The organism is Neisseria canis, from assembly GCF_900636765.1.
GTDB classification, from domain to species: Bacteria; Pseudomonadota; Gammaproteobacteria; order Burkholderiales; family Neisseriaceae; genus Neisseria; species Neisseria canis.
In genome coordinates, this window is sequence record NZ_LR134313.1 from 879,872 (window position 1) to 893,901 (window position 14,030).

Sequence of the window (14,030 nt, forward strand, 5' to 3'; positions counted from 1 at the left end):
CGGTTCTTCTCTAGTTGATGTCCACTTTTTTACCGTCCATATCCACCACTTTGGTGCCGACGACTTTGATTTTTTTGCTGACAATCGCAATCTTGTTTTTATCCATCACAATCATGGAATTACCGACTTGCAGGGTAATTTTGGAATTGGCGGACAAAGTAATGTTGCGGCCGGCATTGAGGCCGATGTTCATGCCGGCATTGATGTTCATGATCAGGCCGACGCTGTGCATTTCCGCCGCGCCGACGTTGGTCATCCAACCGCCGCCGACGTTCAGCATATAGCCCGCACCGATATTGGTCATCTGGCCGATGCCGACGTTGTTCATACCGTTTTTGCTCACCGTTTCCTGTTTGTTGCCGCCGATGCTGCTGACTTCGTTCGAAACAACGGTTTTATTGCGGTTGGCACCGACGGTAAATGCTTGGTTTTGGCCGACGGTAACGTTTTGATCCTGCCCCACGGTCAAAGCCTGACTTTGGCCGATGGTTACATTTTCGTTTTGACCGACCGAACGGCTGCGGTTCATCGCCACGTCGACGCTTTGGTCTTTACCCACGCTGGTACTTTGGTTTTGGCCGACACTGATGCTTTGGTTTTGGGTGATGCTGGCCGTTTCGTTCTGGCCCACCGATTTGGTGCGGTTTTGGGTAATCGAAGCCGTTTCGTTTTTCTGAACGGTTTTCGCCCTGTCGCCCACCACCGTTACCGTTTCATTATTGCCGATGGTGGAAGAAAAGGCCGTCTGAAAAAGGGGGATGTTTTTTCAGACAGCCTTGCGGGGCGTTGGGGCGAGACCCTATACATTTACGAAAGACATGCGGATTCAGTTAGTGACTATTTTTGTTATGTTTTCAGCTTTATTTCTCTTTTTTGATCATCAAATAATAAATTTATTTTTATTCCTGTTTTGTCAAGACATCCAATAATACTTTTTTGCATCCAAAACTCACCCAGATCTTTACGATTCAATTTATAAAATTTATTGCTAAAATATCCACAAGCTTTTGATGAATTTTCATATCCAGCAATATTCATTAAAAATTCCCCTAGATACTTATCTGAAATTAGATAAATATTTTTCCTTTTTAGTAGTTGCTCTGCCAGATAAAATTTACTATTAATCCCCCCTTTTTTAATTTGTTTGCAATAAATTTTTATGCAACAATTAAATATATCTTGCTTTGAAATCAAATCAATTTGTTTTTTTCCAAAAACATAGTTATCCATAAGTACCGTCGCCATCAATTCACTTTGATAAATACCTAATGATGTCATAAATTCTATTTTTTCCATTAATTCTGATTTATTTTTTATATTCAAGATACTTTGGCTTTTCATAATCTAACATTCCTTATGTATATCCGAGTTGCTGAGCTAATGTCTTGTTAGGGGCAGAAGGGGCGGCTATATCTCCCATTTCTCTCGCCTTTGTAGGCACATGATCACCACATCCATCAAGAATTGCTTCGGTTATTAGAGCACGTAAACTTTGCTGTTCCTTAGTAAATTTTTCAACATGCCCTATATAAGAACCATGTATAGGGTGTTTATTTCTTTTATTTTTGTGTCTTGAAAATAATCCATGCCTATCTAACAATAAATCACCATATCTTTTTTCAACTTCAGAAGTTTTTTTATTTATACTTTCAATAATAGCTTTACACTTTTGAGGACATTTTTCTAATCCTAAAAGGTCAATCCACCCTTGCACATTAGGAGCAAACAAGTAAAAGTTATCCCCACCCCACAACCCAATCGGGTCTTGATTGACAAACCTACCGCAATCGGGGTCGTAGTAACGGAAGAAGTTGTAATGCAGCCCCGTCTCTTTATCAAAGTATTGGTTCTGAAGTCGGAAAGGCTGATGCGCTGTTTCCGTTACATTGGTTTCGCTTTTAAGCTTACCCCAACCGTAATAATCCCCGAACCACAACAGCTTACCGTCCTTATCGGTCATTTCGCGCGGCATACCGATTTGGTCACAATGGAAATAGCTGGTTTGCTGTTTAGCCTCGCCTTCTTCATCCCTCCAATCACGGATTTGCGCCAGCGGTTCATAACTGTCTTGGTCGGTGTAGATGTAAGTATATAGGCCGTCTGAATTGTGTTCCTGTAACAGATGGCTGCCGTCCCACAGGAAGGCAATTTCACTGTCTAAAATATCTTTACTGTTCTCTGTTTTCAGACAGGCATTGTCTTTTAGGCCGTCTGAAAGGGGTTCAGCATTTCCGTTTTCTTTCAGACGGCCTTTACCTATTCGTCTGCCCAAAGCATCGTAGCGGTAAACCCACGTTTCTTTATACCAATCGCCGTCGGCATCTTTGCGTTGGATTTCCACTTTAACCAGTTGGTCGTGCAAATCGTAGAAATAGTTTTGCACTTCGCCGTTTGGCAGTTCGCGGTGGATCAAGTTGCCGAGGTCGTCGTAGTAATAGCTGATGCCGTTGTAGTGTTTGATACGGTTGTCGGTTACGGCGTTGAGGCCGTCTGAAACGGTTTGGCCGTTGGTGGACAGGATATTGTGTGCCGGGTCGAAGGCGAACCGTTCGTTGCCCGCTTGGGTGATTCTGCCGAGCTTATCGTACTCGAAATGTGTCGTTCCCGTCCGCTGGTCGCTGCTGTGGAGCAGGTTGCCGGTTTTGTCGTAGCCGTAGCTGCGTTTGACGGCGGTTTGACTGTAACCCGCCGCTACTTTGTTTTTGCCTTTGCCGCTTTCAGACAGGCCGTTGAGGGCGGCAATCTGTTTTTTCAGACGGCCTAGCGGATCCAATTCGTAGCGGCTGGTTAAGGCTCCCTGTGTCCTTTGGATTTCGCGGTGCAGTTTGTCGCGTTCGATGTCGCTGATGACTTCGCCGTCGAGGTTGATTTGGTGCAGGTGGCCGCTGCCGTAATAGAGATAATTGATTTGTCTGCCGTCGGGCAGCACGGTGGTGGTGCGGTTGCCGTTGAAGTCGTAATGGTAACGGATACTTTGGGTCTGCGGTAAAAACAGCATATCGTACTGCGGGTCGCGCCAGTCGGTGTCGATCAGGCCGTTTCGGGCGTTCTCTTCTTTAGTCGGTACCTCCCATTGGTGTTGGCCGATAAGTTGACCGTTGGGATTGTAGTCGAAACAGGTGATGCTGTGCTGGTTGGCGGCACGGACGAGGTTGCCGTTAAGGTCGTAATGATAGGCGGTTTCCTGAATGTTGCCTTTGCTGTCGTGGGCAAGGGTGTGTTTCAGACGGCCTAAGATGTCGCGTTGGAACTCGGTGATTCTGAGCGGGGTTTTGTCTTTAAGGCCGTCTGAAAGCGGTGTTCTGTCTTTGCTTTTAACGGGTTGGCTGCCGTATTGCGCCATCAGTTTGGCGGCCACGGAGGCATCGTCGCCGTATTCGCTCTGCTGCACCAGTTCGTTGCCGGCGTTGTAGTGGTAGGCGGTCAGTTTGTGGTCGAAACCGCTTTCGGCCACCAAACGGTCGAGCACGTCGTAGGCGAAGCGGTAGCAGGCGCCGTTTTCATTGGTGAGGCCGATGAGCCTTCTTGCTTGGTCGTAGTGGTAGCCGAAGGTGTGGCCCAGCGCATTGGTTCTTTGCGTCGGCAAACCGTCTTGGCCGTATTCGTATGCGGTGGTGTGGCCTTCGCCGTCGGTATGGGCGGTCAGGCGGTCGGCAGCATCATAACGGAAGGTTTCTTTGCTGCCGTCGGGATAAAGGGCGAGGGTGAGGTTTCGGTTGGCGTCGTAATGGTATTCGGTGTGTTGGCCCAAGGCATCGGTGATGCGCGCCAACTGCCCTTCGGGGGTGTAGGCCAGTTTGGTTTGGTAGCCGGAGCAGTCGGTAATCAGGTCGGGCTGGTGGTTATGGTTGTAGTGATACTCGGTGGTGCTGCCTTTGGGGTCGGTAACGCTCAACAGCAAACCGTTGCCGGCATACTCGAAGCGGGTGGTGTGTTTCAGCGGGTCGGTATGGGTAAGCAGATTGCCGGCTTCATCGTAGGTGTAGCTGTCGTAGTTTCCTTCGGCATCGCTTTTGCGGATGAGGCGGTAGCTGTCGTCGTAGTCGAAATGCAGTATGGCACCGTCGGGGCGGACGATGGTCTCGATTTGGCCTTCGTTGCTGTATTGGTAACGGGTAACGCGGCCCATTGCGTCGGTGTGGCTGAGCAGACGGCCCAAGCTGTCGCGTTCCATGATGTTGGTGCTGCCGTCGGCAAACACCCGTTTGGTCAACTCGTTGTTATAGTCGTAATGGTATTGCTCGGTGCGCCCCAAGACATCGGTGACTTCGGTGTAACCGTCGTGATAGGTGAAACGCCATTCTTCGCCCAACGAAGTCCAATTGCGCAGCACTTTGCCGGTGGGGGTGTAATGGCTGTATTCGTAATAGGCGGTCAATCCCGCCGCGTCGGTGTGCGACACCATCAGGTTGTTTTGATAGGTGAAGCTGCGTTTGACCGCGCCGTCGCGGCCGATAACGCGCAGCAAATCGCCGCTGCCGCTGTATTCGTAGCGCACCAATGCCGTCCCGACCTGTGCGGCTGCGCCGAAAGCGGGTAGGGTATCGAGCAACGATACCGACAACAAGCGCAGCTTCGGTGCGGCGGCATCGGCGACATTGCCGAAGTGCAGGTAGAACACCCGTCCGTTGCCGTCGATAATATATTGCGGTAGCCCCGTAATGGGATGATAAACGAACCGCTGGTGGTTGCCGTTGGCATCTTCCACCGCCACCAACGGCAAGAGGCTGCAACTGTCGCCGTTCGGATCGTCTTCCGACACCGCCAGCGGCGCGAAACGCAACGACACCGAACCGTTTAACGACGCAATCACATAATGGCCGTCTGAATTTTTGCTGAACCAGATTTGCTCGCTTTCGAACAACACCGGTTCTTCATCGTCTTCGTCCACTTCCGGTAGCGGAAACAGCCGCCCCTGATCGTCGATATAAGCCAAGCCCGCCGCATCGCGGATGATGCGTTGGCTGCCGGGTACGCTCCAGCCCTCGCCGAGCCAGCCGGTGCCGTCTTGGTCGGAATAATAGCTGCGGTTCCACACCAAAGGCATCAAGCCTTCGAAAGCGAAGTCGGTTTCGTTCTCCAGAAACTTCAACCCGTGAATCGGATTGACCGGACGGCCGACCGCCGCCGCAGCCTTACAGGAAATACACGGCTTGGGCGGCAGTTTCTTCTTATACTTATTGTTCATGTGGAACATATCGCCGGCACGGACGATATAGCGTTTGCGGATTTTAACCGAAGAAGAATGCATCATCGGCCAGGCCGGTTTGGTGGCGGTGCGCGACAACACCCCCTTGCGGCCGGGCAGGGCGATTTCGTCGCCGTAGGTGCGGTTGGTTTTACTGGCTTTGAAGACGAAAGCGGGTTTGCGGTTGATTTTAACGTCTTTGGCAACGGTTTTAGCACCGCCCAAATCGGCAAACAGCGGGAAGGGAATCGGCGGTACGGTAGGCGGAGCGGGCGGGGGCGGCCAACAGAAATCGGGCACCATAAACACCACGCGGAACTTGCTGCTCTTACGGGCGATTTTGTTGATGGCCATGAATATGCTCCTGTTTCGGTAATCTGCTTAAAGCGGTTTGCGTTTGGAAATCAATCGGTTTATGCGTGTGCCGTTAGTGATGGCGGTATGGGGATAAATTCGGTTTGCGAACCGCGGCAGGCTTGGGCGGCTGCGATTTGGTCTCCCCGTTCGTGCCGCGCGATAAACCTGAGTTGGCACGAAGCGATTTCCAGCTCTTCCGCAAAAGAGGTTCGGTAGTTGCAGTCGATGCGCCGTTTTTCCACATCTACAAACACGGTGTCCAGCACCATATCTTTACACAAAGACTGATTGGCTGCGGTATAGGCATGGACGAACACGGTTTCTACCGGCAGTTCGACGGTAAAGTGTTGGTTGGGCGCTTGGAAGGAATGCACCATGCCAGTGAAACCGAGTTCATAAATATGGTTGGGTTTCAGGTGTGGCAGTTGCAGCGAGGGATGCGCGCCGTTCCAATATGCCATAGAAAAATCTTCCGGCAGCAGCGGGGCGCGGTTTTCAATCCATTGGGCGTCGGCGGTGCCGGTATGTTTGGCGCGTTGGGCGAAGTAGCGCGGCATAAAGCCGAAGCCTTCGGGGGAGGCTTTTTCGGCAGGATCGCACACGGGTTTGGCCGGATCGTAAATCTGATGGGCTCTCAGCATCCGCTTGAAGCTGTTTTTTTGCAGGAAAGATTTCGGATAATAGCCGATGCCGATGACGTTTTCCTGATAGCCTGTGTGGTCGTCTTCAACTTCGCTCCCGCCGAAGGCAAATTCATAGCGGATGGGCAGGGAGAGGATAGGGGAGGGTTCGCCGACAGACCAGCCCACGGCTTCGCGTATCCAATAGCGCTCTCCCGTAACGGCAAGGGTTTTGCGGTAATCGCCGATGCTGACCGAGGCGGCGAATTGTCGGGCGGGCAGATCGTCGGGTGCGTAGGCTACCGCATTGATCACAAAATCCGTTTTAGGCTTATAGAGGCAGAAATCGCTTTCCAACTCGGTGGCGGTTTGCGACGGCTCGCCGTAAAAGGTATCGGCAAACGTAAGCGGCGTTTGCGTGCGGGCAAACTGTAATTCCGTCTTGCCGGTTGCCGGGTCGATTTCAAACTCATAGCTGACTTTGGCTACCACAACATCATACGTTCGATCCAATTGGTCGACGTTTTTAAACTGTTGTGTGTGGAAACAGGTAAAGTTTTCCAGTTCGAACATGGCGGTTCTTCTCTAGTTGATGTCCACTTTTTTACCGTCCATATCCACCACTTTGGTGCCGACGACTTTGATTTTTTTGCTGACAATCGCAATCTTGTTTTTATCCATCACAATCATGGAATTACCGACTTGCAGGGTAATTTTGGAATTGGCGGACAAAGTAATGTTGCGGCCGGCATTGAGGCCGATGTTCATGCCGGCATTGATGTTCATGATCAGGCCGACGCTGTGCATTTCCGCCGCGCCGACGTTGGTCATCCAACCGCCGCCGACGTTCAGCATATAGCCCGCACCGATATTGGTCATCTGGCCGATGCCGACGTTGTTCATACCGTTTTTGCTCACCGTTTCCTGTTTGTTGCCGCCGATGCTGCTGACTTCGTTCGAAACAACGGTTTTATTGCGGTTGGCACCGACGGTAAATGCTTGGTTTTGGCCGACGGTAACGTTTTGATCCTGCCCCACGGTCAAAGCCTGACTTTGGCCGATGGTTACATTTTCGTTTTGACCGACCGAACGGCTGCGGTTCATCGCCACGTCGACGCTTTGGTCTTTACCCACGCTGGTACTTTGGTTTTGGCCGACACTGATGCTTTGGTTTTGGGTGATGCTGGCCGTTTCGTTCTGGCCCACCGATTTGGTGCGGTTTTGGGTAATCGAAGCCGTTTCGTTTTTCTGAACGGTTTTCGCCCTGTCGCCCACCACTGTTACCGTTTCGTTATTGCCGATGGTGGTAGTGCGGTCGTTATTGACATTGCGGGTTTCGTTGTTTTTAACCAGCGATGTCAAATCTTTCTGCGCCTGAAAATTCACCATTTCAGAGCCCGCGGTATCGTTGAACATCAACTCATTAAAGTTGGAAAGCGGCGAATTGAAACTTTTACTCTTAATACCGGATTGCTTGGCGGCGGCGGGGAAGCCCCACGGTGGCGACATTGCGCTGTTATACAGACGGCCTAATACGATCGGCCGGTCGGCATCGCCGTTAATGAAGTCGACCAACACTTCTTCGCCAATACGCGGCGTATTGATGGAACCGTATCCCGCACCGGCCGAGCCTTGCGTTACGCGCACCCAGTTGGAGCTGTTTTCATCCATTTTGCCGTAGCGGTCCCAATGGAATTGAACTTTAATATCGCCGTATTCGTTGGTATAAACTTCTTCTCCGGCCGGGCCGGTTACCGTTGCAGCCTGCGTACCCAACACTTTCGGTTTGGGTGTTTTCAGTGGCGGGCGGTATTGGTACGACTTCGGCAATACGCGGAATGAGATTCTGAATTTGCCGATACGGTCGCCGGTGGTATAGCCGGCTTCTTCAAAATCGTAGTTTGCCTTCAAAATCGTATATTCGGTATTGGATGACGAATGCGGGTGTCTGCTCAGAGTAAACGTATAGCCCGGAGCAACCGTTAATGCCGTGCCGGAGCCGGTAATGACTTTGGTTTGGCTCTTCAAATCTTCACTGCGCACTTGGCTGTAATTCTGCGCTTCGGAAACATCGCTGAAGCCGGTATAGAAATCATAGTGTTCCATGGTTACCGAGCTGAAATCGTGAACGGAATCCTGCGATTTCATCGGCACTTTGGCATTTTTGTAATTGTATTCTTGTGTAACGAACTGGCTGGATTTAAGAGAGTCCCGCTCTTCCCAGATGTCGATATAAGCGGTGCTGGGCGCACCCGGCGCGGTTTGGCGGGAGTGGTAAGGAATGTTGGAAGAAGGAATCGCCTGCAAAATGCCGACATCGTCGGCGATAACCAGCTCGTGCGAGCCGTTGCTGTGGGTGAAATAATAGTAAATGCCTTCTTGTTCAAACAAACGGTTTAAGAAATGAAAACTGGTTTCTTGATATTGAACGCAAAAGCCTCTGGTGCGATAACCTTTTTGGCATTTAACCTGATAAGGAAAACCGAATGCAGATAAAACTTCGTTGGCAATATCGAGCACCGATTTATCAACAAACACCCTGCTGTCTACATTTTGAGTGAGATACCACATAAACGGGCGGGCGGTACAAGCATAAGCATGGTAGCCCTCTTCGTCTTCATCTTCGCCGATGTAGCCGAAATCGGTAACCAAGCCGTTCAGGTAGCGCGGGCTGCCCGCTTCGGTGTCGATTTCCAGCGTTACGGGCTGGCCGATGATATCTTTGCCTTGTAAATTGGAATCTTTAGAAACAAATGTGATATCAAATTCAAAAAGATTGGAAACGGATTCCGCCCCAAGCATTTTTTTGAATAACAGTTGTGGTCCCAAAGGTGTATGAGCAACGATCGTTCTATTCATTTCGGGAAATTCCTTATTCACATTAAAAACCAACATTCCGTTTGTTAAGCGCCTAAACCTTTATTTTCATCATTTGCAGGATTAGGGCGGAATGATTTCGGAATATGTTATTTTCAGACGGCCTACTTGTATCTATCCTTATTAGACGCTTAAACGCACTGAAAATTCCTTAATTTATTTAAATTAAAGGGGTTCGATGCGGTAGAGGTTGTAAATTCAACCACAACGTTTTTGCCTTGGATGTTGTATTCAACCACAGTGGTGTTTCCTGTTTGGCGGACGATTTTTCCTTTTTCAATCAGGCGGAAGATTGACCACGGCCCGGTGGCGCTGATACCGGCGCTGTTGATTTGAGGGGAAGAAATGTCTATTTTGGCCAAAGCGTTTTCATTTTTAGACGGCCAAGTAAAGGTCGCAGGATTAACAGGCCCGTGGCTGTATACATAGCTTTTTCCGTCGTACGAAATATTTACGCTCTCCAAGCTGGCATCGAGAATCAAAACTTTAACTGCGAAATCAAACGAAGGGGTTTCCGAACCTTTGTCGAAATAGCCTTGTCGGATGGCTGCTATGTCGTCCAATTTGGAAAAGCGGTCTTTAAACGCGCTGTTTTTAGCCGTTAATGTTTCCAGCTTTTCCGAGCGAGCCAACACGGCAGCTTCGCCTGATAAGTTGGTAAATTTGTTGTAGATGCCGTTAGGGCCGAAGATGCTGGAGAAACTTTCCAAGGCAACATTGTTTTCCGACCCTCTTTCGAAAGGATAGCCCTGTTGGCGTGTTTCTTGGCAACTGTTAGTTAGAGTAGCCAATTGTTTTTCCAAAGTAGACATGAGTTTCTCATCGACAATCTTATCGGTGTTTTTCAAGATAATCTCAGAAAAATTGTCCAGCATTTGGCGGAAAGGTGAGGGCAGTCGGTTTACTTCGGCCTTGTATTTCACAAAAGGATCATCGGGAGGTAGATCCACCCCTTTTTCTACCGCAACGTTAACGGCAACCAAATAAACATACAAATCGTTAATGGCTTCGGTAATGGCGTTAATGGCGGGAGGCTGATCATTTGTGGTTTCGGTCAGTATATGGAAGTCTGCAAAAGCATCATCAACAGGTGTTGCTTGTTTTAAAGCGGCCAATTCGTTTTTCACATTGGCTTCACCTTCAGCGCCTAAAAGCTTGGAGAGGCCGGCTCTGTTTAACCAATCGGCAATTTTGCTGCCTGCTTTTTCAGTGACCCGATTATCAATGGTTAGCGTTGTGTTATCGCTAATTCCTTTGATGATATTAGCCAAAGGGGAATTTTTTTCAGACAGCAGTTTGGCAATCTGAATGCTCTCGCGCGATGATTTCGGCGTAACCAATGACAAGTCGGCTAAATAATGATTCCATACTCTAATGTAGTTGCTGAAATAGAGCCTTTGGGCATCGGAAAGAACGGAAGCCTTGCTTTGGCTTAAAGAGGCGTAATTACCCAGCACCCAATTATCTTCGTTAAAAAACTGTTCTGCCGATTTAACCATGGCAGGTAATACTTTGGTGATGTATGCCTCTTTGGTATAGATGAAGTTAATCGGTTCTTTTAAAGCCCCGCCTGTTTTGCGACGGAACAACAAGTGGCTTTGCACACCGCCCATGCTGGAAAAGGAAACAGGCGTCACCCCTTCTTTTCCTGAGCGGGCAACCGCATTCACGGTATCTTCCAATACCATGGTGGCAATGTCTCTTTGTGCAATTTCCTGACGGCGGCGTTCTACCAATGCTTCATCATAGGGTACGCTGGGCGTGATGCTTTGCTTGGAAAGGATTTGGTTTAACGCTTTCTCAACAGATTTTTTCTGCTGCTCGCTCATGCCTGAAGATTCTGCTTTAGACAGATTAGACATCAGCCAGTTTTGCATAAAAGCCGCATCGAAATGTTCTTTATTAAACATCATCAGATAGGCTTTTAAAGCGTTATAGCCATTGATGCCGTCTGAACCGCTGGTTGTGCGCAGAAGCTCGTCCAGCTTATAGCTGATTAAAGGCATTACGTTGTCTTGGAGAATTCTGCGGTAGGCAGATTCACCCACGTCCTCCATTTGAGCGCCTTGATACAGACCCATGCGGTAGCCGAGGGGAGGGGACGAGAGATCGGGAATTTCGCTGCTTCTGGTGGTGTCTCTAACGTGTTCTGCAAACGTTACCGCTTTAAGCAAATCGGGCGCATCCGCATATTTTTTTGCATCCATGCCCAATTTGGTTGCTTTACTGCCGACCTGCTCCAAATAGGAACGGTTATTGGAGTAGCTGTTCAACATCATGGTCAAGCAGGTAATTACGGTAGCCGCAATCGCGCCGACGCCGAGCCAATACAGCATTTGGTTTTTGACGAACCAAGATTTATTTTCCCCGGCTAAGTTTGCTTCGCTGAGGATAACGTCGGAAAACAATCTGTTCAGGAAGAAGCTGCGATCAGAGGTCTGAGCTGCGGTTCTCTCCGAATCCAAGTATTTTCTTGATAATTGGAAATCGCTTTGCAAACCTTCCAAGATGGGATTGAGATGCTGCCCGGTTTGAGTACCGCTTGAAAAGTAAACACCTCTCCATGCAATCGGTTGCTCAAATTTAGAAGATTTGGATAGCTCTTTAAAGAGAGAAAGCACGGCTTGGTTCAGACGTTCAAACTCTTCAGGGAAAGCAAAAGCAGCAGCTTTGTCTTCAGAAGATTCCAGTTGATGGATAGTACCCAACATAGAAGAGCGCAATTTATCCACAATCTCCGATAAGGCATTGGATGCGGTGGCAATCGGCGTTTCCATTCCTTCTGTGTCAGACAGGGAAATACCTAAGTATTGGTTTCTTTGCTCTTCTGTTAAATGAGCGAAGAATTTATCAAAACCATGTAGCAAATCCAGTTTGGTAATCATGAGGTAAACAGGGAAATGAATACCTAGTTTGGTATGCATTTCGTGGATTCTTTTGCGTAGCTCTGCCGATATTTCCGTGATATTGGTTTTACCGCCCAATAAGTCGTCCACGCCCACAGTAACCAATACACCGTTGATAGGTTGTTTGGGGCGGTAGCGTTTCAGCAACGATACAAATTCTTCCCAGTCGCTGGAATCTTTATTGCTGTGGTTATCGTGCAGAGACAATCTGCCGGCAGTATCCAGCAAAACGATTTCATCAGATAAAAACCAATCGCAATCCCGTGTGCCTGCCAAGCCGCTGACAGACGTTCCCAAAGTGCTTTCCAGTGGGAAATTAAGGCCGGAGCGTTTCAGAGCTGTGGTTTTACCAGAGCCTGCTGCGCCCAAAACGACATACCACGGCATTTGGTAAAGGTATTGGCCTTCTTCCAGTCTCGCCAATAGGCTGTTTTTCGATTTGGAAAACTTGGCGTTTTTCAGCACTTTGTCCATCTCGGCAAACTGGCGGCTCATAGAGCTGATATCGCTTGCACTTTTCAAAATGGGTTCTTGTGCGGCTTTGATTTCTTTTAATAAAGCAGCATTACGGCGCGATTCGCGATATTGACGGAATACGGCTTTAGCCAACCAAATACCGACAATGGCAGCACACACGGCAAAGCGCACGACTTTGCTCGCTAAAGGACGGATTTCTCCTATGGAAATCAGCGGGCCGATAAACCATACCAATATAATCAGACCGGCGATACCCAACATTACCCATAAAGAACGGGAACCTAGAAAATAAAGAATTTTTTTCATGTTTGTTTTTCCGTATCAATCCAATTTCAGATTATTGACCTGCACTGACATCGCTGCTTGGTTGGGCAGCCGGAGCGTCGGTTTGCACTTCTACTGCGCTGCCCAGTTTAGGGCCGCTGCCAGTCGTGAATAGGGTAATTTCAACCCGTCGGTTTTTGGCTCTGTTTTCCACCGTATCATTCGGTACAACCGGATTGGTCGAACCGCGTCCTTCCGAACGGATACGCGTTCCGCCGTTTTTAACGTAAGTTAAGAGAATTTCTTTTACCGCATCAGCCCGACCTTGTGAGAGATGCCAGTTGGACGGGAAATTCAAGCTTTGAATAGGCTTGTCATCGGTATAGCCTGTAACGACAATTTGCCCTTCGACACTATCCAAAGCCTGACCGACCGTAGCCAAGACGGGGTAGTATTGGTCTTGAATCTGTGCGGAGCCTGATTCAAACAAACCGTCGCCCAAAATGGTTACTGTGCTTCTGTCTTGGGAGTCTTCAACAGATACCAGTTTTCTGGCGATTTCGTTTTCCAATAAAGGCCGCAGGCGGATGGTGTTTTTGGTTTCCTGCTGTTTAGGTGCGACAGCGGGAAGTTTGAGGCTGTTTACTTTTGTGCTGGCGGTATCAAAGTCATCGCCCAACGACCATTGCATCGCGAAATAGCCTATTCCCAAAGCAACTGCGCCTAATACGCCTACTACCCATAAAGGAATGGTCAGCCGCTGTTTTCGCTGGATGGTATTGGTAACAATCGGATCGTGCTTGAAGAGATTAACGGTTTGATCCGGCCGTTTGCTGTGAATCAAGGCGAGCAAGTCTCTTTTGATTTTGTCGATTTCCAATTCGCCGCTGTTTAAAACTTGGTATTTGCCTTTGTAGCCGAACTGCAGGCACAAGTACATAAACTCTAATAAATCGATGTTTTTATCAGGGTCTTGCTTTAAGTTTTGAATAATTTCAAAAAAGCGCTCACCACCCCATGTCTCATCGTAAAAGGACACCAGCAGGCTGTTTTTCGACCACGTTTCATCTGCCCAGCCTGCACGGACTGCCAATTCATCTACGAATGTACACAAGCAGTATTTCGCAGCTTGAATGGCATCATATTTCGCTCCGTTTTTCTCAGCATTCTCTTCAAAGTTATTGATTAAAAGAGAAAACTTATTAATCAAGCTGTCGGTAGAGAGTTGACTGGTGGTTTGCTGCATGGCATTCACCAAGATAAAAACGGGTTTGGCAGCTTCAATCAAAGGGTTGTAGATATTTACTGCGCTATGTGCTGCATTATTCTGGTTATTCATAA

The 14,030-nt window shown here is 48.7% G+C and carries 6 protein-coding genes and 1 pseudogene; all 7 read right to left on the bottom strand.

All coding sequences use genetic code 11. From position 1 onward, the window contains the following. Window positions 1-10: 10 nt before the first annotated feature. Window positions 11-736, bottom strand: a pseudogene (locus EL143_RS04140) (bacteriophage T4 gp5 trimerisation domain-containing protein); the annotation flags it as partial. A 110-nt stretch (window positions 737-846) separates the two neighbouring features. After that, window positions 847-1,341, bottom strand: coding sequence for a hypothetical protein (locus EL143_RS04145; RefSeq protein ID WP_126326586.1), 495 nt, complete (start codon window positions 1,339-1,341; stop codon window positions 847-849). 13 nt (window positions 1,342-1,354) lie between these two features. Then, entirely contained in the window at window positions 1,355-5,542 is a 4,188-nt protein-coding gene (locus tag EL143_RS12630) for a DUF6531 domain-containing protein (RefSeq protein WP_126326588.1), read from the bottom strand. 59 nt (window positions 5,543-5,601) lie between these two features. Further along, entirely contained in the window at window positions 5,602-6,738 is a 1,137-nt protein-coding gene (locus EL143_RS04155; protein WP_085417459.1) for a DUF2169 family type VI secretion system accessory protein, read from the bottom strand. 12 nt (window positions 6,739-6,750) lie between these two features. Continuing rightward, on the bottom strand, window positions 6,751-9,024 hold the full coding sequence (locus tag EL143_RS04160; RefSeq protein ID WP_085417464.1) for a type VI secretion system Vgr family protein: 2,274 nt from the start codon (window positions 9,022-9,024) through the stop codon (window positions 6,751-6,753). Window positions 9,025-9,173: 149 nt separating this feature from the next. Then, window positions 9,174-12,731 (bottom strand): type VI secretion system membrane subunit TssM, encoded by a 3,558-nt coding sequence (gene tssM, locus EL143_RS04165; RefSeq protein ID WP_085417460.1) that lies wholly within the window; start codon window positions 12,729-12,731, stop codon window positions 9,174-9,176. Between the two features lie 31 nt (window positions 12,732-12,762). Beyond that, window positions 12,763-14,028 (bottom strand): type VI secretion system protein TssL, long form, encoded by a 1,266-nt coding sequence (gene tssL / locus EL143_RS04170; RefSeq protein WP_085417461.1) that lies wholly within the window; start codon window positions 14,026-14,028, stop codon window positions 12,763-12,765. Window positions 14,029-14,030 lie beyond the last annotated feature (2 nt).

Coding starts and splice junctions, on each gene's coding strand:
- EL143_RS04145 (WP_126326586.1), bottom strand. CDS start 1,341: ATGAAAAGCCAAAGTATCTTGAATATAAAAAATAAATCAGAATTAATG.
- EL143_RS12630 (WP_126326588.1), bottom strand. CDS start 5,542: ATGGCCATCAACAAAATCGCCCGTAAGAGCAGCAAGTTCCGCGTGGTG.
- EL143_RS04155 (WP_085417459.1), bottom strand. CDS start 6,738: ATGTTCGAACTGGAAAACTTTACCTGTTTCCACACACAACAGTTTAAA.
- EL143_RS04160 (WP_085417464.1), bottom strand. CDS start 9,024: ATGAATAGAACGATCGTTGCTCATACACCTTTGGGACCACAACTGTTA.
- tssM (WP_085417460.1), bottom strand. CDS start 12,731: ATGAAAAAAATTCTTTATTTTCTAGGTTCCCGTTCTTTATGGGTAATG.
- tssL (WP_085417461.1), bottom strand. CDS start 14,028: ATGAATAACCAGAATAATGCAGCACATAGCGCAGTAAATATCTACAAC.